Here is an 18,813-nt window from a genome sequence, read left to right on the forward strand (position 1 = left end):
GGTGTCGTCTAGATCGCGTAGGAGCCGGGGCGTTCCGCCGGGCGGCGGGCGGCGGCGAGCGCGTCGCCGACCATGCCGGCGGCGAGCGTGCCGCCGTCCTGAGCGTCGACGAGCAGGAACGCGCCCGTGCGGCGCGCCACGACGTACTCCTCCGCCGCGACGGGCGACGCGAGCCGCAGCGTCACGCGGCCGATGTCGTTGAGCTCCAGGCGCTCGGCGGGCTCGAGCTCGGCCGTGTCCAGGTCGAGGCGCCCGACGACGTCGCGCACCACGGCCTGCACGGTGCGGGTCGTGTGCTTGAGCAGCACGCGCGCGCCGGGCAGGAGCGGACGGTCGCCCAGCCACGCGACCGTGCCCTCGACGTCCTGCGTGACGTCGGGGGCCTCGGCCGCGGACGCGAGGAGGTCGCCGCGCGCGACGTCCACGTCGTCGGCGAGGCGGATCGTCACCGACTGCGGGGCGAACGCCTCGGTGAGCTCCGCGCCGCTCGCGAGGGAGTCGGCGGTGTCGATCCCGACGACCGTCGTGCGACGCCCGGACGGCAGCACCACGACCTCGTCGCCGACCGTCACGACGCCCGACGCGACCTGCCCGGCGTACCCGCGGTAGTCGCGGTAGCGCTCGTCCGCCGCGGCCTGCGGGCGGATGACGACCTGGACGGGGAAGCGGAACGCCTCGGCCTCCGGGTCGTCGCCGGTCGGGAGCTCCTCGAGCAGCTCGAGCAGGCTCGGGCCGTCGTACCAGGGCGTGCGCGCGCTCGCCCGGTCCACGACGTTGTCGCCGACGAGCGCCGAGACGGGGATCGTGTGCACGTCGCCGACGCCGAGCGACGTCGCGGCCGCGCGGATGTCCGCCGCGAGCTCCTCGTAGCGCGCCTCGCTGTAGTCGACGAGGTCGATCTTGTTCACCGCGACGACGACGTGCGGCACGCGCAGCAGGCTCGCGACCGCGAGGTGGCGGCGCGTCTGCTCCAGCAGACCCTTGCGCGCGTCGATGAGCAGCACGACGACGTCCGCCGTCGACGCCCCCGTCACGGTGTTGCGCGTGTACTGCACGTGCCCGGGGCAGTCGGCGAGGATGAACGACCGGCGCGCGGTCGCGAAGTACCGGTACGCGACGTCGATCGTGATGCCCTGCTCGCGCTCGGCCCGCAGGCCGTCGGTGAGCAGCGCGAGGTCGGCGGTCTCCAGCCCGCGGTCGCGCGAGACGCGCTCGACCGCGTCGAGCTGGTCGGCGAGCACGGACTTCGAGTCGAACAGCAGGCGGCCCACGAGCGTGGACTTGCCGTCGTCGACGGAGCCCGCGGTCGCGAGGCGCAGGAGCGTGCCGCGGCGCGCGTCGTCGAGCGGGGGCGCCGCGTCGGCGGTGACGGTGCCGGTGGTGGTCTGGGTGCCCATCAGAAGTACCCCTCCTTCTTGCGGTCCTCCATGGCGGCCTCGGAGAGGCGGTCGTCGGCGCGGGTCGCGCCACGCTCGGTGATGCGCGTCGCGGCGACCTCGGCGATGACGTCGTCGACGCCCGCCGCGTCCGAGCGCACGGCGCCGGTGCACGACATGTCGCCGACCGTCCGGTAGCGCACGGTCTCCGTCCGCAGCGACGCGGTCTCGGCGTCCGTGCGGGGCGCGGAGTACGGCCCGACGGCGAGGAGCATCCCGTCGCGGTCGAACACCTCGCGCTCGTGCGCGTAGTAGAGCCCGGGGAGCTCGATGCGCTCGCGCGCGATGTAGCGCCACACGTCGAGCTCGGTCCAGTTCGACAGCGGGAACACGCGGACGTGCTCGCCCGGGCGGTGCCGCCCGTTGTAGAGGTTCCACAGCTCCGGGCGCTGGTTGCGCGGGTCCCACTGGCCGAACTCGTCGCGCAGGGAGAACACGCGCTCCTTGGCGCGCGCCTTCTCCTCGTCGCGACGACCCCCGCCGAACACGGCGTCGAACCGGTGCCCCGAGATGGCGTCGAGGAGCGGCTGCGTCTGGAGCGGGTTGCGCGTGCCGTCGGCGCGCTCGCGCAGCCGGCCGTCGTCGATGTAGTCCTGCACGCGGGCCACCTCGAGCCGCAGGCCGAGGCGCTCGGCCGTGGCGTCGCGGTAGGCCAGGACCTCGGGGAAGTTGTGCCCGGTGTCGACGTGCAGCACGGGGAACGGCACCGGGCCGGGCGCGAACGCCTTGACCGCGAGGTGCAGCATCACCACGGAGTCCTTGCCGCCGCTGAACAGCAGGACCGGTCGCTCGAACTCGGCGACGACCTCCCGCACGATGTGGATGCCCTCGCTCTCGAGCGCGTCGAGCTGGGCGAGGCGGCGCCCGCCGGGAAGCGCCGCGGCGGGGGTCGTGCCCGCGGCGGCGGAGGCGCCGGGGGAGCCCGGCGCGTCGGTCGTCAGGTCGATGGTCGTCATGCCCGTCCTCATACGTGGAGTCCGCACTCTGTCTTGTCGAGCCCCGCCCAGCGGCCGGCCCTCGGGTCCTCGCCCGGCGCGACGCGCCGGGTGCACGGCTGGCAGCCGATCGACGGGTAGCCGTCGTGGAGCAGGGGGTTGAGCACCACCTGGTGCCGCGCCGCGTACGCGAGCAGGTCGTCGAAGGACCACGCCGCGAGCGGGTTGATCTTCACGAGCCCGTTCTTCTCGTCGAACGTGACGAGCGGCGTGCCGGTCCGCGTCGGCGCCTCGTCGCGGCGCACGCCCGTGACCCACACCTCGTAGCCCGCGAGCGTGCGGTGCAGCGGCTCGACCTTGCGCAGCTGGCAGCACAGCGCCGGGTCGCGACCGAACAGGTCCTTGCCGTGCGCCGCGTCCTGCTGGGCGACCGTGAGCTCGGGCCTGACGTCGACGATCGTCACGTCCAGCTGCTGCTCGACGGCGTCGCGCGTCCCGACGGTCTCGGCGAAGTGGTAGCCCGTGTCGAGGAAGAGCACGTCGACCCAGGGGATCTGCGCCGCGACGACGTGGGGGAGCACCGCGTCGGCCATGGAGCACGCGACCGCGACGGACGTCCCGAACTCGCGCGCCGCCCAGGCGACGACCTCGTCGGCGGTCGCCTCCGGGCGCGTGGCGCCCTCGACGCCGGGCGTGCCCACGCCGTGCAGCAGCTCGGCGCCGCGCCGCGCGATCTCGCGCAGCTCGTCGGTCGAGCGCTTCTCCCGGCCCTGCGCGGCCTGCCGCGCACGCTCCGCGTGGTGCGCGGCCTTCGCGCTCTCGCGCTGCTCCGTCCGGGCCCGCGCTGCGGCGCGCAGCGCCGCGAGCGGGTCGGTGCCCGCAGGAGCACCGGGCACTCCGGTCAGGTCCGCGGTCATCGGAGCGCCTCCTCGTCCGCGCGGTGCGCCCACTCGGCGAACGTCTCGGAGCCGTCCTTGTCGCTCTCGTAGCGCCGGACGACGCGCTCGACGTAGTCGGTGAGGTCGTCCGCGGTCACCTTCAGCCCGCGGACGGTCCGGCCCATGCCCGCGACCTCGCGGTCGTCGGAGGCCAGCCCGCCGCCCAGGTGGACCTGGAAGCCGGGGACCTGCTGGCCGTCGTCGTCCATGACGAGCTGGCCCTTGAGGCCGATGTCCGCCGTCTGGATGCGCGCGCACGAGTTGGGGCAGCCGTTGACGTGCAGGGAGAGCGGCTTCATCTGGGACAGGTCCCCGAGCCGCTGCTCGAGCTCGTCGATCGTCGCGGTCGCGGTGTCCTTCGTGTCGACGATCGCGAGCTTGCAGTACTCGATGCCGGTGCACGCGATCGTGCTGCGCCGGAACGGGCTCGGCCGGGCGTCGAGGCCGTTCTCCTTGAGCGTCGACACGACGTGCTCGACGTGCTCGTCCGGCACGTCGAGGACGAGGAGCTTCTGGTGCGGGGTGAGGCGCACGCGGTGCGACCCGACCGACTCCGCGAGGTCGGCGACGTTCGCGAGGATCGTGCCGGACACGCGTCCGACGTACGGCGCGGCCCCGACGTAGTTGAGCCCGTCCTTCTGCTTGTGCACGCCCACGTGGTCGCCGGGGACGGACGGCTTGGGCGCCGGGGGGCCGTCGGGCAGCGCGTACCCGAGGTACTCGGTCTCGAGGACCTCGCGGAACCTCTCCGGACCCCAGTCGGCGAGCAGGAACTTCAGGCGTGCCTTGTTGCGCAGCCGGCGGTAGCCGTAGTCGCGGAAGATCTGCACGACGCCGTGCCACACGTCGGGCACCTGCTCCTCGGTGACGAACGCCCCCAGGCGCTCCCCGAGACGCGGGTTCGCGGACAGCCCGCCGCCGACCCACAGGTCGAACCCGACGCCCAGCTCGGGGTGGCGGTGCGCGACGAACGCGACGTCGTTGATCTCGTGGACGACGTCCTGGCTCGGGTGGCCGGTGAGCGCCGTCTTGAACTTGCGCGGCAGGTTCGCGAGCTCGGGGACGCCGATGTACTTCTCGGTGATCCCTGCGACGGCCGGGCCGATGTCGATGAGCTCGTCGGCGGCGATGCCCGCGACCGGGCTGCCGAGCACGACGCGCGGGACGTCGCCGCACGCCTCGGTCGTCTGCAGCGCGACGGACTCCAGGCGGCGCCAGATCTCGGGGACGTCCTCGACCTCGACCCAGTGGAGCTGGATGTTCTGGCGGTCGGTGATGTCCGCGCTGTCGCGGGCGAACTCCGTCGAGATGCCCGCGACGACGCGGAGCTGCTCGGTCGTGAGCGCCCCGCCGTCGATGCGGACCCGGAGCATGAAGTACCGGTCCTCGAGCTCGTGCGGCTCGAGCGTCGCGGTCCGGCCGCCGTCGATCCCGGGCTTGCGCTGCGTGTACAGGCCCCACCAGCGGAAGCGTCCGTGGAGGTCGTCGCCGGGGATGGAGTCGAAGCCGTCGCGCGCGTAGATCGTCTCGATGCGCTCGCGGACGGACAGGCCGCCGTCCTCCTGCTTCCACTTCTCGTTCGCGTTGAGCGGCTCGGTGCCGTCGACCTTCCACTGCCCGTTCGGTCGTGCGGCGCGCGCGGGGCGGTCTCCCGGCGTCCGGGCCGGGCGCTCGGCGGTGCGCGGCGGACGGGCGGGAGGAGTGCTGCCGTCCGTGGCCTCGGGCGCAGTCGGTGCCTGCGTCATCGGGGTTCCTCGTGTCCTCGTGGGGGGCGGGGACGCGCGACGGCGAGCGCTCAGCGAGGGTGCTGCGAGTGGCTGAGGACCGACGGCGCGCGCCGGTTCTCAGGGGTTCTCGGGAAGAGAGGCGAGCGATGGCTCGCGCTGAGTCGGGCGCGGTTCAGCGACAACAGCTCAGACACGTGTGCGCGCACGCCGGCGTCCCGTGACCGGAGGTCACGAGGAGGGTGCGGGCAGCCGTGGTCATGCCGAGAACAGTAGCCGCGGTCCGGACGCGTGGACAGCCCCGGTCCGCATGGTGGGAAACCGGAAATAGTAGACCGATTCAGTCTGCTTTGTCGAGCGTCGTGGATCACCGGGCGCATCTCACCTTGTGCAAAGTTTCACGACAGGGTCGTCAGCAAATACCATGGGCCCATGGAGTTCCTCTACAACGTCTTCGTCGCGCTGCACTTCATCGGGTGGGCCATCGTGCTCGGTGGCTACCTCGCGTCCCTGCGCTCGCCGGGCCTGTACAAGGGCGTCTTCCACGGGGCGCTCACCGCGCTCGTCGCGGGGATCGCCATGGTCGGGATCGGTGAGGCCTCGGTCTGGGGCGACGGTGGCCCGGACATGGCCAAGATCGGCGTCAAGCTGGTCATTGCCCTCGTCATCGCCGTCCTCGCGTTCGTCGCCAAGCGCCAGGGGGCCAAGTCCTCCGACGGCGCCGTGGCGCCGGGCCTCAAGCACGCCATCGGCGGGCTGACCCTCGTCAACATCCTCGTCGCCGTGTTCTGGAACTGACCGCACCACCGGCACCGGGCCCGTCGACGCTCCGCGTCGGCGGGCCGTCGTCGTCTCGGGAAGCGTTGACCGGGATCTAGGTGCATGGTCCACTAGTCGCATGGTCCTTCGATACCTCGTGCTCGGGCTCCTCACGGTCCGGCCCATGACCGGCTACGACCTCAAGCGCGCGTTCGACACCTCCGTGCACCATTTCTGGGCTGCGGACCGCTCGCAGCTCTACCGCACGCTCGCGGCCCTCGTCGACGCGGGCCTCGCCGAGGTGGAGGTCGTGCCGCAGGAGAGCTACCCCGACCGCAAGGTCCACACGATCACCGCCGCGGGCCGCGCGGCGCTCCGCGACTGGCTCGCCGCGCCGCTCGAGCCGGAGGACGCGCGCGAGCCCTTCCTCGGGCGGTTGTTCTTCGCCGACCAGCTCGACGACGCAGGCGTCCGGGAGCTCCTCGCGTCCCGCCGCGCGCAGGCGGAGGAGGCGGTCGCGGCGCTCACCGCCGAGCAGGAGCGCGTCGCCGCCGTCCTCGCCGACGGCGGTCCCGACGCCGACCGCGTCCGCGGCACTCGCGGGCTCGCGCTGCGCCTCGCCACGCTCCGCCACGGCCTCGCGCACGCCCGGACCGAGCTCGCCTGGCTCGACGAGACCGAGCGCGAGGTGCTCGCGTGAGCGCGCCGGACGCCGTCACCGTCGTCCTGCTGCACGGCGGCAACGTCGCGTCGTGGATGTGGGAGCCGCAGGTCGAGCACCTCGCCGACCTCGACGTCCGGACGCCGGACCTGCCCGGCTTCGGGTCCCGCGCGGCCGAGGACGTCGTGTCGCTCGACGCCACCGCCGACGACGTGGCTGCCCTCGTCGCTGCGCTGCCCGCGGACCGGGCCGTGCACCTCGTCGGGCTGTCGTACGGCGGGATCGTCGCCCTCCGGGTCGCGGCACGGCACCCCGGGCTCGTGCGCTCCGTCCTCGCGTCCGGCGCGGCGGTCGACGGCGTGCCCGGGCTCGCCGGCGCCGTCGGGCGCGCGCAGCTCAGGGTGTGGGACCGGCGCTGGTACTGGGAGGCGCAGGCGCGAGCCTTCCGCCTCCCTGCCGACGCGCGCGACCTCTTCGTCCGGTCCGGCCTCGCGATCCGCCGCGACAACATGGCCCGCACGCTGCGCGACGTCTACGGCGGCTGCTGGCCGACGGGCCTCGAGGCGTCGGGCGCGCGCGTCCTCGCCGTCGCGGGCTCGCGCGACGTGCGCGCCGCGCGCTCCGCGCTCGCGACGATCGCCCGCCGGGTGCCGGACGCCGTCGTCCGCCTGGCGCCCGGCATGCACCACCAGTGGAGCGCGGAGGACCCCGACCTGTTCAGCGCGATGATCCGCTCGTGGGTGGTCGACGGCGTCGCGCACCCCCGGCTGGTCCCGCCCGCGGGGCGTGCGTAGCGCGCCGGACGTGCGAGGGTTTCCCCCGTGAGCGTCGGTGGAGAGGTCCTCGTCGGGCTGGCGATCCTGGTCGGGCTGATCGGGATCGTCGTGCAGATCCTGCCCGGGAACGTGCTCGTGCTCGGGGCGATCCTCGTGTGGGCGATCGTCACGGGCGGCACGGCCGCCTGGGTCGTCTTCGCGGTCGCGGCCGTGCTCGTCGTCGCCGCCGAGGTCTCCCAGTACGTGCTCGCGGGTCGGCATATGCGCCGGGCGGACGTCCCGTGGTCGACGCTCGTGTGGGGCGGCATCGCGGGCGTCGTCGGGTTCTTCGTCATCCCGGTGGTCGGGCTCTTCATCGGGTTCGTGCTCGCCGTGTTCCTCGCCGAGCTCGTGCGCCGTCGCGACCGGCGCGCCGCCTGGCGCGCGACGGTCGCCGCGATGCAGGCGACCGGCATCACGATCCTCGTCCAGCTCCTCGGCGGGCTGCTCGCCGCCGCGACGTGGGGCATCGGGCTCACGTTCACCTGACGCCTGCCGGTGGACGCGGCGGCCGGGCGGTGCCGGGTGTGGGCGCGGGCGCCTAGGCTGGAGGGGCTATGGCTTCGCTCTTCGAGAACCTCCCGCTGCCCGGCCTCGACACGCTGTTCGACGGCCCGCGCGTCGACCACGGCGGCGAGTCCCGCCTCCCGCGGACCGCCCCGCGCTGGACCGACGACCCGGCCGTGCCCGACGGCGCGGGGTCGCCCGCTGCGGACGGCGCGCCGGGGACGACCGGCGGTGCGCCGTCGGGCGAGCGCCGCGGCCGGTACGCCCACCTCGACCCCGACGCGCTGCTCGACGGGCTCAACCCGCAGCAGCGCGAGGCCGTCGTGCACGCGGGCGGGCCGCTGCTCATCGTCGCGGGCGCCGGGTCGGGCAAGACGCGCGTGCTGACGCACCGCATCGCGCACCTGCTCGCCACGGGCCGGGCGCGCGCGGGCCAGATCCTCGCGATCACGTTCACCAACAAGGCCGCGGCCGAGATGCGCGAGCGCGTCGAGGCGCTCGTCGGGCCGTCGGCGCGGAACATGTGGGTCTCCACGTTCCACTCGGCGTGCGTGCGCATCCTGCGGCGCGAGGCGAAGACGCTCGGCCTGCGGTCGAGCTTCTCGATCTACGACGCCGCGGACTCCCAGCGGCTCATCACCCTCGTCACGCGCGAGCTCGACCTGGACCCGAAGAAGTACCCGGCCCGGTCGCTCGCCAACAAGATCTCGGACCTCAAGAACGAGCTCATCGACCCCGAGACCTACGCGCGAGACTCCGGCGCCCACGCGACGGACGACGGCCTCGCGGCGCGGGCCGGCCAGCACGGCGCGAACGTGCCCGAGTTCGACCAGGTGCTCGCCGACGTCTACACGCGCTACCAGGCCCGTCTCGTCGCGGCCAGCGCGCTCGACTTCGACGACATCATCATGACCACGGTGAACCTGCTCCAGGCGTTCCCCGCGGTCGCCGAGCACTACCGCCGCCGGTTCCGCCACGTGCTCGTCGACGAGTACCAGGACACCAACCACGCGCAGTACGTGCTCGTGCGCGAGCTCGCGGGCGTGGGGGAGGACTCCGCGGCGACCGACCCGGCGACGAGCGGCACGGGCGAGGCGCAGGTCCCGGCGCTCGACCCGGCCGAGCTCACGGTCGTCGGCGACGCCGACCAGTCGATCTACGCGTTCCGCGGCGCGACGATCCGCAACATCCTCGAGTTCGAGGCCGACTACCCGGACGCCCGGACCATCCTGCTCGAGCAGAACTACCGCTCGACCCAGAACATCCTCTCGGCCGCCAACGCCGTCATCTCGCGCAACCCCGACCGCAAGCCCAAGCGCCTGTGGACGGACTCCGGCGCGGGCGCGAAGGTCATCGGCTACGTCGCGGACAACGAGCACGAGGAGGCGCGGTTCGTCGCGGAGGAGATCGACCGCCTCGGCGACACCGAGGGCGTGCGCCCCGGCGACGTCGCGGTCTTCTACCGCACGAACGCGCAGTCCCGGGCGCTGGAGGAGGTGCTCATCCGCGTCGGCCTGCCGTACAAGGTCGTCGGGGGCACGCGCTTCTACGAGCGGCGCGAGGTCAAGGACGCCGTGGCGTACCTGCGCGCGATCGACAACCTCGACGACGACGTCAACCTGCGCCGCGTCCTCAACGTGCCCAAGCGCGGTCTCGGCGACCGCGCCGAGGGCGCCGTCGCGGCGCTCGCGGACCGCGAGCGCATCTCGTTCGGCGCGGCGCTCGCCCGCATCGACGAGATCCCCGGCCTGACGAACCGCACGCTCAACCCGCTGCGCGCCTTCGCGGAGCTCATGACGGGGCTGCGCGAGCTCGCGGACTCCGGCGCGAGCCCGTCCGAGATCCTCGGCGCCGTCCTCGACCGCACGGGCTACCTCGCCGAGCTGCGCGCGAGCGACGACCCGCAGGACGCGACGCGCGTCGAGAACCTCGCCGAGCTGCACGCCGTCGCGACGGAGTTCAGCGAGCTCGACCCCGAGGGCACGCTGTCCGACTTCCTCGAGCGCGTCTCGCTCGTCGCCGACGCCGACCAGATCCCCGCGGACGACGGCGCCGACGAGGAGGGCGAGGGCGAGGAGAAGGAGGACCCGGGCGTCGTCACGCTCATGACCCTGCACACCGCGAAGGGCCTCGAGTTCCCCGTCGTCTTCCTCACCGGCATGGAGGACGGCACGTTCCCGCACATGCGGTCCCTGCACGACGACGCCGAGCTCGCCGAGGAGCGCCGCCTCGCCTACGTGGGCATCACGCGCGCGCGCGAGCGGCTCTACGTGTCGCGGTCCGCGGTGCGCTCCGCGTGGGGCATGGCGAACGAGTTCCCGCCGAGCCGGTTCCTCGAGGAGATCCCCGAGGAGCTGTGGGACTGGCGGCGGCGGGAGTCGTCGATGGCGACGCTGCGCGCGGGCGGGTCCGTCTGGGGCCGCGGGTCGGGCTCGTGGTCCGGTTCGCGTTCCGGATTCGGGTCGGGGGCGCGGACAGGCGCCGACGACGACGGGTCTACCATCCGCGGCCCTCGTTCCTCGGGCCGCTCCCGCCAGACCCGCCACGACCCGTCGTCGTCGGCCCCTGCCCGCGCCGCGTTCGGCTCGCCTTCCGGCGGGGCGAAGTTCGGTTCGGCGACGCCGCGGGCCGACGGGGACGTGCCGAACCTCGCCGTCGGCGACAAGGTCACGCACGACGCGTACGGGCTCGGGACGGTCGTCTCGCTCGAGGGCGCGGGGCCGAACGCCGTCGCGAAGATCGACTTCGGAGCGGACGGCACCAAGCGGCTGCTGCTGCGGTACTCGCCCGTCACCAAGCTCTGACGCACCACGCTCCGACGCACCACGCGCCGACACGCAGGGCGCTCGACCGGCCGGTCGAGCGCTCTGCGTGCGCGCGGGACGTCCGCCGCGTCAGCCGATCGTGCCGAGCGCGCGGTAGGCGAGGACGAACGCCGTGGCGACGACGGCGGTGCCCCCTGCGGCGACGGCCACCGGGACGGGGCCGCGCAGGCGACGGGTCAGCATCGCGGCGAGCAGGACGAGCGACGCGAGCCCGATCACCACCCAGTACGTGGCACCCGTCGTCTCGACGACCGTGGTGAGCCCGTACACCGACTCGCCGAGGCCGATGCCCGCGAGCACCGCCGTGCCGAGAGCCGCGCGCACGCCCGCGCGCCACAGCCACGCCGCCGCGACCCCGACGAACGGGCCGACGACGAGGCCGACCACCCCGAACAGCGTCGGGTCGTAGAAGAACCCGCGCAGGTCGGCGGCGACCGTGTACCCGAGGGTGAGCAGCACGAAGCTCGCCGCGCCCAGCACGGCGGCGTGCCAGGTCCGCGTCCGCGCGTCGCGCGCGGCCCAGGCGACGAGGAGCGCGGTGAGCAGGGTCCAGCCGCTCGCCGAGTTCGCGAAGGGGGCCGCGGCGTCGGGCAGGAAGCCCTGGGCGAAGGACGTGAGGCCGCCGAGCAGGAAGCTCGCGGCGAGCACGACGGCGCCCCGCGCCCAGGGCTGTCCACCGGGCACCGGGGCGCCGGCGTGGCGGCCCGGCGTGGAGCGCGTGCGGAGGGCGGAGGCGTCGGAGCGGGAGTCCGAGCGGTGGGGGAGCGCAGTCTGGTCGGGCACACCCCGACGGTAGGTGCGCCGGGCGCCGCGGGGCGTCAGCCCGTCGTCGGGCACGGGCGCGCGCCCGGTCCTCCCGTGGCAGGACGACCGCGCCCGAGGAGCCTGCCGTGACGCTGCCGTCGGCCGCTCGCCCGCCCCTGGCCCGACCGCGACGTGCGGCGCGGCGTGCCGGTCAGGACGCCGCGCGGTGCCGGGTCGAGAGCGCGACGCGCAGGCCGGCGTCGTCCGACCCGGCGGCCGTGAGCGCGCCGGTGAGCGCCCGGTGCGCCGTCGAGCCCGTGCTGCGCGCGACGGCCGCGAGGACGTGGCCCGAGTCGATCACGCGCGAAGCGTCGTGCACGGCCTCGCGGAGCGAGAGCTCGAGCACCTTCTTCGCATCGGGGGTGAACGGGATGTGCGCGCGGCCTCGGCGGCGCCCGCGGCCCCGCGCGTCGTCCGCTGCCCGGTCGAGCGCGCCAGGGCCGAACGCGGCGTCCGTGCGGGCCCGGACCTGGTCCAGGTCGATCCCGAGCGCCGCGAGCGCGGGGCCGTCGAGCGGGTCGAGCCCGCCGGCCGCGTCGACCTCGCGCTCGAGGTCGGCCGGACTCACGCCGACCGCGCCGAGCGCGGCCGCCCCGGCGCCGCCCTCCTGCCGGGCGAGCGACAGGAGCAGGTGCACCCCGTCGATGGTGTCGTCGCCGCGCTCCCGCGCGACCTCCTGGGCGCCGACCACGGTCTCCCGGGCGTCGGCGGCGAAGCGTTCGAACATGTCACGACCTCCTCGTGGTGCGGGACGCGCCGTACTTCTTGTGCACGGCCTGACGCGTGACGCCGAGCCGGTCGGCGATCTCCTGCCAGGACCAGCCGAGCGACCGGGCGTGCTCGACCTGGAGCGCCTCGAGGCGCTCGGCCAGCACGCGCAGCGACCGCACGGCCCGCAGCCCGACGTCCGGGTCGGTGCTGCTCGCGGCGTCCATGTCGACGGGTTCCATGCGTGTCAATCTAGGTTGACGCTCGCCGTGATGTCAACAGTGGTTGACGCCCGCCGTACGGGGTGACGAAGGGAACACCGGTCCGCGAGCCGCCGCAGCGGCCCCGGATAGGCGCGCCCCGGAGCGGGGGCTACCCTGTACGGGGATGTCTTGATGTCGAGACATCGGTCATGCCGCACACGGCGCATCAGACGGAAGGACGCAGCAGGGTGGACCTGTTCGAATACCAGGCGCGTGACATCTTCGAGAAGCACGGCGTGCCCGTGCTGGGCGGGGTCGTCGCGACGACGCCCGAGGAGGCCCGCGCGGGAGCCGAGAAGCTCGGCGGGGGCACCGTGGTCGTCAAGGCCCAGGTGAAGACCGGCGGCCGCGGCAAGGCCGGCGGCGTGAAGCTCGCCCACTCGCCCGAGGAGGCCGCCGAGAAGGCGTCCGAGATCCTCGGCATGGACATCAAGGGCCACACCGTCCACCGCGTGATGGTGGCGCAGGGTGCCAAGATCGCCGAGGAGTTCTACTTCTCGGTGCTGCTGGACCGCTCGAACCGCAACTACCTCGCCATGTGCTCCGTCGAGGGCGGCATGGAGATCGAGCAGCTCGCCGTCGAGCGCCCCGAGGCGCTCGCCAAGGTCGCCGTCGACCCGATCGTGGGCATCGACGAGGCGAAGGCGCGCGAGATCGTCGACGCCGCGGGCTTCGCCGAGGAGCTCAAGGCGCCGGTCGCCGACGTCATCCGCTCGCTGTGGACCGTGTTCACGGCCGAGGACGCGACGCTCGTCGAGGTGAACCCGCTCGTCCGCACGGAGGACGGCTCGATCATCGCGCTCGACGGGAAGGTCACGCTGGACGACAACGCGTCGGAGGTCCGTCACCCGGACCACGAGGCGCTGGAGGACAAGGAGTCGACCGACCCGCTCGAGGCCAAGGCCAAGGAGAACGGCCTCAACTACGTCAAGCTCGACGGCGAGGTCGGCATCATCGGCAACGGTGCCGGGCTCGTCATGAGCACGCTCGACGTCGTCGCGTACGCGGGCGAGGAGCACGGCGGCGTCAAGCCGGCCAACTTCCTCGACATCGGCGGCGGCGCGAACGCGCAGGTCATGGCGAACGGTCTCGACGTGATCCTCAACGACCCGCAGGTCAAGTCGGTCTTCGTCAACGTCTTCGGTGGCATCACCGCGTGCGACGAGGTCGCGAAGGGCATCGTGGGCGCGCTCGAGATCCTCGGCGACGAGGCGACCAAGCCGCTCGTCGTGCGCCTCGACGGCAACAACGTGGAGCTCGGCCGCGCGATCCTGCGCGAGGCGAACCACCCGCTCGTGACCCTCGCCGAGACCATGGACGGCGGTGCCGCCAAGGCGGCCGAGCTGGCCAACGCCTGATCGCCCGTAGACGCGGAAAGCTGAGACAGAGAACACCATGTCGATCTACCTGAACTCCGACTGCAAGATCATCGTCCAGGGCATCACCGGCGGGATGGGTGCCAAGCACACCGCCCTCATGCTCGACTCGGGCGCGCAGATCGTCGGCGGCGTCAACGCCCGCAAGGCCGGCACGACCGTCACGCACAAGGACCACGAGGGCAACGACGTCACGCTGCCGGTGTTCGGCACCGTCGCCGAGGCGATGGCCGAGACGGGCGCGAACGTGTCCGTCCTGTTCGTCCCGCCGGCGTTCACCAAGGACGCCGCGATCGAGGCGATCGACGCCGAGATGCCGCTCATCGTCGTCATCACCGAGGGCGTGCCCGTCCAGGACACGGCCGAGGTCTGGGCCTACCTGCAGGGCAAGGGCACGCGCATGATCGGCCCGAACTGCCCCGGCATCATCACGCCGGGCGAGTCGCTCGCCGGCATCACCCCGCACACCATCACGGGCAAGGGCCCGGTCGGTCTCGTGTCGAAGTCGGGCACGCTGACCTACCAGATGATGTACGAGCTCAAGGACCTCGGCTTCTCGACCGCCATCGGTATCGGCGGCGACCCGATCGTCGGCACCACGCACATCGACGCGCTCGAGGCGTTCGAGAACGACCCCGAGACCAAGGCGATCGTCATGATCGGCGAGATCGGCGGCGACGCCGAGGAGCGCGCCGCGGCGTACATCAAGGAGCACGTGACGAAGCCGGTCGTCGGCTACGTCGCGGGCTTCACCGCACCCGAGGGCAAGACGATGGGCCACGCCGGCGCCATCGTCTCCGGCTCCGCGGGCACCGCCCAGGCGAAGAAGGAGGCCCTGGAGGCCGTCGGCGTCAAGGTCGGCAAGACGCCGTCCGAGACCGCCGCGCTCCTGCGCGAGGTCCTCGCCTGACCCCTGGCTCCGTCGGGCCGCACGGCCCGCTGCCACGCCGTACGACGCCCCGCGACCGGTCCGCCGGTCGCGGGGCGTCGTCGTCCCCGGGGCCGGTGGCGCCGGTAGTCTGGCGCGCCGGGGCGAATGCCCCGAACCGACCTCTCGATCGACGACGATGGGCACCATGAGCACCACCAGCACGACTCGCGGTGCGCGCACGCGCACCGTGGAAGGCAGCCCGGCACCCGCACCCGTCGGGGTGCGCCGTGCACCGTCCGGCGTGCTCGCCGCGCTCCAGGCGCTCACCCTGTCGCTCGCCGTCGTCGTGCTCCCGGGCGTCGTCGCGTTCCTGGCGTCCTCGACCGGGGTGTCCGAGGGGACGGGCTGGGGACAGTCGGTCACCGTCGCGGCGGGCTTCTGGCTCCTCGGCCACGGCGTCCCGCTCGTCGCGAGCGGCACGACGGTCACGCTCGTCCCGCTCGGTCTCACCGCCCTCGCGCTCTTCTGCTGCTTCGCGTCGGCACGCCGCTCGGCGCACACCGCGACCTCCGCCTGGGTGGCCGGCACCGTCACGTACGCGCTCGCGACGCTCGGCGTCGCGCTGCTCGCCGGCTCGACGCCGCCCTGGGGGCTGGGCATCGCCGTCGTCGGGGGAGCGGTCGTCGGAGGGCTCGGGCTCGGCGGCGGGATCCTCGCGCGCCCGGACGCGCCGTTCGTCGCCGACCTCGCCGGGCGCCTCGACCGGGTCGTGCCGCCGACGGTGCGGCTCGGGCTGCGGGGCGGTCTGCTCGGCACGAGCCTGCTCGCCGGGGCGTCCGCCGTGGTCGTCGGCGCGTGGCTCGTCGCGGGCCGCGCGACGTCGGGCGACATCGTCGCCGGGCTCGTGCCAGGGACCGTCGGGGGGATCGTCCTCGCGCTCGGCCAGCTCGCCGTGCTGCCCAACCTCGTAGCGTGGGCCGGGGCGTGGCTCGTCGGCCCCGGGTTCGCCGTGGGCGAGGGGAGCACGTTCGCGCCCGCCGGGTCGGAGCCGGGTGCGCTGCCCGCGATCCCGCTCCTCGGGGCGCTGCCCGGCGACGACTGGACCAACGCCCTCACGCCCTGGGTGCCGGCCGGCGTCGTCGCGCTCGGCGTCGTCGCGGGCGTGTTCGTCTGGCGGCGCCTGCGCGACGTGACGGGCACCCACCCGGACGACGTCGTCCCCTGGTCCGCCGTCGTCCTCGCGCTCGCCGGCGTCGCGCTCGCGTCCGGCCTGCTCGTCGGGCTCGTGAGCTGGCTCGCGGGGGGAGCGGTGGGCCCCGGCCGGCTCGAGGTCGTGGGCGCGGACGCGCTCGTCGTCGGCGCGCTCGCCGCGGCCGAGATCGGCGGCGGCGCCGCGCTCGCCGTCCTGTGGTCCCGGCTCGAGGTCCTGGGTCGGCGGCACGGCGACGCCGGCTGACCCACGGAGGCGACACGGCGGGTCGGCCGGGGCCGGGTCCGGCCGGACGGCGGCCTCTGCGGCGGTCAGCTCGCGGGCGGGGTGCGCGGCGGGGTCGCGTCGAGCCCGACGACGGACGCCGGGACCGCGCACCCGGGAGACGCGGCGAGGTCCATCCTCGTCACCGCCGACCAGCCGTCCTCGGTGAGCGGGAGCTCGAACGGGGCGTCCTCGCCGGCCGCGGTGCTCGCCGCCCAGGCCTCGAGCCCGTCCGCGAGGGCCGACCAGTCCTCGGCCCAGGACCGTGCCGGCCGGTCGGCGTCGAGGACGTCCGCGGGCAGCGCGCCGACGGCGGCGGCGAGCGCACGGGCAGCCTGGGCGACGTCGAACGCGGCGGCGGCGCGTCCCTCGGGAGACGTCGCTGCGGCGAGCGTCGCGCCGGCCTCCTGGACGCGCGCGCAGGGATCTGCCGCCACGGTCAGGACCCGGTCGTCCTCGACGAGCTCGGGCGCGTCGTGCGCCGCGAACGGCACGACCACCGCGACGACGCCCGCCACCAGGGCGACGACCGCGACGGGGACGGCGAGCCACCACCAGCGCGACCCCGCGCGACGCAGCCCTTCCCGCGGCACGGGCGGGAGCGGCGGGGGAGCCTCGGGCGGCGTCGTCGGCGCGGTCACGCGCTCACCCTAGGGGTGCGACGTCACGAACCCGTGACGGAGCCTCGACGCGTCAGGAGGACGCGGGGGCGGGGGTCGGGAACCAGCGGGCGAACTTCTCCTCGAGCGCGTGCGTGCGCTCGACGTCGCAGCGCTTCTCGGCCGAGACGGTGATCGCGCCGTCGAGGCACTGCTGGTGCGCGAGCGCGACGTCCCACGTGACGAGCGTCGAGACCATCTGGAGCGCGAGCATGGCCGAGAGCCCGACGCCGATCCCGAGGGCCGGGACGAGCGCGCCGCGCACGCGGGCCCGCCAGACGGCCAGCAGCGCCCGGATGCCCACGACGATCGCGCCGAGCGCGAGCGCGAGGCTCACGGCCTGCCACGGGAACGGCATGGTGCTCACGACGATGACGGCGAGCAGGAGCAGGCCGAAGTGCAGGGTGCGTCGCGTCGCCTGCCGGGCGAGCTCCGGGTCGGGCTCCGCGGGCTCGGGCGGCGCGGGGCGCCGGTGACCCGGCCCGGCCTGCTGGTCCGGGCGCGCGGGGGCCGGGGGGATCGGCGCGGGGGCGGGGCCCGGTGCGGGCGCCGGCGCGTCCGGACGCGCTCCGTCCTCCGGCTGCGCGGGCTCGGGTCGAGGCTGCTGCGGCGCGTCGGGACGGGGCGGTGCGTACGGGTTGCCCACGGGCAGCTCCTCGGTCGGTCGGGCGGCTCGCGGTACATTCTCCCATCGGAGGCTGCGTGCCCCGACGGGTGTCCCACCGGCCCGCCGCCGCGGTCGCGCTCCGTGACCCGCGACCCCTCGAAACCCCGCAGGAGCACCGTGCAGACGCCGTCCGGCCACCCCGTCGAGTCCACCTCCGCCGCCCGCGTCGTCGTGCTGGTGTCGGGGGCGGGCAGCAACCTCGCGGCGCTCCTCGCCGCGCACGACGACGTCGCGTACGGTGCGCGCGTCGTGGGCGTCGTCTCCGACAAGGCGGACGCCGGCGGGCTGGACCTCGCCCGCGAGGCGGGCGTCGCCGCCGTCGTCGTGGCCCCCGGCGACTTCGCGGACCGGGCCGCGTGGAACGAGGCCGTCGCTCAGGCGGTCGACGTGTTCCGGCCCGACCTCGTGGTCCTCGCCGGGTTCATGCGCATCCTCGGCCCCGCGTTCGTGGGCCGCTTCGCGGGCCGCACGCTCAACACCCACCCCGCGCTCCTGCCGTCCTTCCCCGGCGCGCACGGCGTGCGCGACGCGCTCGCCTACGGCGTCCGCGTCACGGGCTGCACGGTCCACGTGGTCGACGACGGCGTCGACACCGGCCCGATCGTCGCCCAGGTCGCGGTGCCGGTCGAGGACGGCGACGACGAGTCGTCGCTGCACGAGCGCATCAAGGTGGCCGAGCGGGCGCTGCTCGTCGAGACCGTGGGGCGCGTCGCGCGCGAGGGCTTGCGCGTCGACGGCCGCCGGGTCGTGCTGGGCTAGTCGGCGGGCGCTTCGGTTCGTCGGCCGGAGGCGTCCTCTCCCGGCGGGGGCGCGGGGTCGTCGTCGTCCGCCGGGGGCAGGTCGCGCGGGGCGAGCACCGCGAGGACCTGGTAGGTCTCGCGGCGCGCCTCGGGGTCCGCGCGCCCCTCGTCGAGCGCGCGCGTGTTCCAGCGCTCGACGAGCTCCTGGAGCTCGCGCGACATCGTCGTCGCCTGTTCGGGGCTGAGCACGAGCGTGCTCAGTGCGAGGATCCGGTCCTCGCGCGCGCCCATCGCGCTCCCGCGGCGGAACGTCTCCTCGGCCCAGGCGAGCGCCGGGCGGACGACGTGGCGCACCGCGTCCGGCGTCCCGGGCTCCACCGCGTAGCTCTCCGCGACGTTCTTCCAGACGCGGTCCCGGCGGTCCCGGGCGTGCTCGGGCGCCTCGACGATCATGCCCGCCCGGGCGAGGACGCGGAGGTGGAAGCTCACGGAGTTGGCCGGCTCTCCGGTGGCCCGGGCGAGGTCCGCCGCGCGCGCGTGCCCGAGGACGGCGAGCTCCATGAGGATCCGCTGGCGCAGCGGGTGCGCGATCGCGCGCAGCGCCGCGGGGTCCTGGACGTGGAAGGTCTCGAGCACAGGCCGAGGCTAGCA

At 74.5% G+C, this 18,813-nt stretch carries 19 protein-coding genes; 9 read left to right on the forward strand and 10 right to left on the reverse strand.

Annotated features, from left to right (window positions below; all coding sequences use genetic code 11):
- Positions 1-8: 8 nt before the first annotated feature.
- The 4 genes from HKK73_RS05525 to HKK73_RS05540 are packed head-to-tail and all read right to left on the reverse strand — an operon-like array spanning position 9 to position 5,054.
- Positions 9-1,397: a sulfate adenylyltransferase subunit 1 gene (locus HKK73_RS05525; RefSeq protein ID WP_081600048.1), complete on the reverse strand. Its 1,389-nt coding sequence runs from the start codon at positions 1,395-1,397 to the stop codon at positions 9-11.
- The gene (gene cysD / locus HKK73_RS05530) at positions 1,397-2,392 is read right to left on the reverse strand and encodes a sulfate adenylyltransferase subunit CysD (RefSeq protein ID WP_043655371.1); all 996 of its coding nucleotides are present in this window, start codon (positions 2,390-2,392) and stop codon (positions 1,397-1,399) included. Before cysD ends, HKK73_RS05525 begins: the two co-directional genes overlap by 1 nt.
- 8 nt (positions 2,393-2,400) lie before the next feature.
- On the reverse strand, positions 2,401-3,288 hold the full coding sequence (locus tag HKK73_RS05535; RefSeq protein ID WP_051028205.1) for a phosphoadenylyl-sulfate reductase: 888 nt from the start codon (positions 3,286-3,288) through the stop codon (positions 2,401-2,403).
- On the reverse strand, positions 3,285-5,054 hold the full coding sequence (locus HKK73_RS05540) for a nitrite/sulfite reductase (RefSeq protein ID WP_171467592.1): 1,770 nt from the start codon (positions 5,052-5,054) through the stop codon (positions 3,285-3,287). Before HKK73_RS05540 ends, HKK73_RS05535 begins: the two co-directional genes overlap by 4 nt.
- 411 nt (positions 5,055-5,465) lie before the next feature.
- Here HKK73_RS05540 and HKK73_RS05545 point away from each other — a divergent pair, with 411 nt between their 5' ends.
- The 5 genes from HKK73_RS05545 (at position 5,466) to pcrA (ending at position 10,579) form a co-directional block, all read left to right on the forward strand.
- Positions 5,466-5,831 (forward strand): hypothetical protein, encoded by a 366-nt coding sequence (locus HKK73_RS05545; RefSeq protein WP_034653351.1) that lies wholly within the window; start codon positions 5,466-5,468, stop codon positions 5,829-5,831.
- Between the two features lie 100 nt (positions 5,832-5,931).
- On the forward strand, positions 5,932-6,492 hold the full coding sequence (locus tag HKK73_RS05550; protein ID WP_034653349.1) for a PadR family transcriptional regulator: 561 nt from the start codon (positions 5,932-5,934) through the stop codon (positions 6,490-6,492).
- Complete coding sequence (locus HKK73_RS05555) at positions 6,489-7,247, forward strand: alpha/beta fold hydrolase (protein WP_085388365.1); 759 nt, start codon at positions 6,489-6,491, stop codon at positions 7,245-7,247. Before HKK73_RS05550 ends, HKK73_RS05555 begins: the two co-directional genes overlap by 4 nt.
- Before the next feature lie 27 nt (positions 7,248-7,274).
- On the forward strand, positions 7,275-7,757 hold the full coding sequence (locus tag HKK73_RS05560) for a DUF456 domain-containing protein (protein ID WP_034653344.1): 483 nt from the start codon (positions 7,275-7,277) through the stop codon (positions 7,755-7,757).
- A gap of 68 nt (positions 7,758-7,825) precedes the next feature.
- Positions 7,826-10,579, forward strand: coding sequence for a DNA helicase PcrA (gene pcrA, locus HKK73_RS05565; RefSeq protein ID WP_171467593.1), 2,754 nt, complete (start codon positions 7,826-7,828; stop codon positions 10,577-10,579).
- 90 nt (positions 10,580-10,669) lie between these two features.
- Here the strand turns inward: pcrA and HKK73_RS05570 are convergent, their stop codons facing one another.
- The 3 genes from HKK73_RS05570 to HKK73_RS05580 form a co-directional block, all read right to left on the reverse strand.
- Positions 10,670-11,383 carry a DUF6518 family protein gene (locus HKK73_RS05570; RefSeq protein WP_253705801.1) on the reverse strand — a complete coding sequence of 238 codons (714 nt, stop codon included), beginning with the start codon at positions 11,381-11,383 and terminating at the stop codon, positions 10,670-10,672.
- Between the two features lie 172 nt (positions 11,384-11,555).
- Positions 11,556-12,131: a Clp protease N-terminal domain-containing protein gene (locus HKK73_RS05575; protein ID WP_171467594.1), complete on the reverse strand. Its 576-nt coding sequence runs from the start codon at positions 12,129-12,131 to the stop codon at positions 11,556-11,558.
- 1 nt (position 12,132) lies between these two features.
- Positions 12,133-12,354, reverse strand: coding sequence for a helix-turn-helix domain-containing protein (locus tag HKK73_RS05580; RefSeq protein ID WP_031316040.1), 222 nt, complete (start codon positions 12,352-12,354; stop codon positions 12,133-12,135).
- 209 nt (positions 12,355-12,563) lie between these two features.
- Here HKK73_RS05580 and sucC point away from each other — a divergent pair, with 209 nt between their 5' ends.
- The 3 genes from sucC (at position 12,564) to HKK73_RS05595 (ending at position 16,078) form a co-directional block, all read left to right on the forward strand.
- Positions 12,564-13,733, forward strand: coding sequence for an ADP-forming succinate--CoA ligase subunit beta (sucC, locus tag HKK73_RS05585; RefSeq protein WP_021482339.1), 1,170 nt, complete (start codon positions 12,564-12,566; stop codon positions 13,731-13,733).
- Positions 13,734-13,770: 37 nt separating this feature from the next.
- Positions 13,771-14,661: a succinate--CoA ligase subunit alpha gene (gene sucD / locus HKK73_RS05590; RefSeq protein ID WP_171467595.1), complete on the forward strand. Its 891-nt coding sequence runs from the start codon at positions 13,771-13,773 to the stop codon at positions 14,659-14,661.
- A 166-nt stretch (positions 14,662-14,827) separates the two neighbouring features.
- The gene (locus HKK73_RS05595) at positions 14,828-16,078 is read left to right on the forward strand and encodes a DUF6350 family protein (RefSeq protein WP_171467596.1); all 1,251 of its coding nucleotides are present in this window, start codon (positions 14,828-14,830) and stop codon (positions 16,076-16,078) included.
- A gap of 65 nt (positions 16,079-16,143) precedes the next feature.
- Here HKK73_RS05595 and HKK73_RS05600 read toward each other — a convergent pair whose 3' ends face one another.
- A complete protein-coding gene (locus tag HKK73_RS05600) occupies positions 16,144-16,737 on the reverse strand; it encodes a hypothetical protein (protein ID WP_171467597.1) in 594 nt (197 codons plus the stop codon).
- 52 nt (positions 16,738-16,789) lie between these two features.
- A complete protein-coding gene (locus HKK73_RS19355) occupies positions 16,790-17,401 on the reverse strand; it encodes a hypothetical protein (protein ID WP_061266880.1) in 612 nt (203 codons plus the stop codon).
- A gap of 138 nt (positions 17,402-17,539) precedes the next feature.
- On the opposite strand from HKK73_RS19355, the gene purN reads away from it, so the two are divergent.
- Positions 17,540-18,181, forward strand: a complete 642-nt coding sequence (gene purN / locus HKK73_RS05610) for a phosphoribosylglycinamide formyltransferase (protein ID WP_043659503.1) — start codon at positions 17,540-17,542, stop codon at positions 18,179-18,181.
- Here the strand turns inward: purN and HKK73_RS05615 are convergent.
- Positions 18,178-18,798: a helix-turn-helix transcriptional regulator gene (locus HKK73_RS05615; RefSeq protein WP_249355843.1), complete on the reverse strand. Its 621-nt coding sequence runs from the start codon at positions 18,796-18,798 to the stop codon at positions 18,178-18,180. The two genes, purN and HKK73_RS05615, sit on opposite strands and share 4 nt — an antisense overlap.
- Positions 18,799-18,813 lie beyond the last annotated feature (15 nt).

Source organism: Cellulosimicrobium sp. 72-3 (assembly GCF_013127315.1).
In the GTDB taxonomy this organism is placed as follows: Bacteria; Actinomycetota; Actinomycetes; order Actinomycetales; family Cellulomonadaceae; genus Cellulosimicrobium; species Cellulosimicrobium funkei.

What these genes read in the sequence shown, in the direction of transcription:
- HKK73_RS05525 (WP_081600048.1), bottom strand. Translation starts at nt 1,397, where the DNA reads ATGGGCACCCAGACCACCACCGGCACCGTCACCGCCGACGCGGCGCCC.
- cysD (WP_043655371.1), bottom strand. Translation starts at nt 2,392, where the DNA reads ATGACGACCATCGACCTGACGACCGACGCGCCGGGCTCCCCCGGCGCC.
- HKK73_RS05535 (WP_051028205.1), bottom strand. Translation starts at nt 3,288, where the DNA reads ATGACCGCGGACCTGACCGGAGTGCCCGGTGCTCCTGCGGGCACCGAC.
- HKK73_RS05540 (WP_171467592.1), bottom strand. Translation starts at nt 5,054, where the DNA reads ATGACGCAGGCACCGACTGCGCCCGAGGCCACGGACGGCAGCACTCCT.
- HKK73_RS05545 (WP_034653351.1), top strand. Translation starts at nt 5,466, where the DNA reads ATGGAGTTCCTCTACAACGTCTTCGTCGCGCTGCACTTCATCGGGTGG.
- HKK73_RS05550 (WP_034653349.1), top strand. Translation starts at nt 5,932, where the DNA reads ATGGTCCTTCGATACCTCGTGCTCGGGCTCCTCACGGTCCGGCCCATG.
- pcrA (WP_171467593.1), top strand. Translation starts at nt 7,826, where the DNA reads ATGGCTTCGCTCTTCGAGAACCTCCCGCTGCCCGGCCTCGACACGCTG.
- HKK73_RS05575 (WP_171467594.1), bottom strand. Translation starts at nt 12,131, where the DNA reads ATGTTCGAACGCTTCGCCGCCGACGCCCGGGAGACCGTGGTCGGCGCC.
- HKK73_RS05580 (WP_031316040.1), bottom strand. Translation starts at nt 12,354, where the DNA reads ATGGAACCCGTCGACATGGACGCCGCGAGCAGCACCGACCCGGACGTC.
- sucD (WP_171467595.1), top strand. Translation starts at nt 13,771, where the DNA reads ATGTCGATCTACCTGAACTCCGACTGCAAGATCATCGTCCAGGGCATC.
- HKK73_RS05595 (WP_171467596.1), top strand. Translation starts at nt 14,828, where the DNA reads ATGAGCACCACCAGCACGACTCGCGGTGCGCGCACGCGCACCGTGGAA.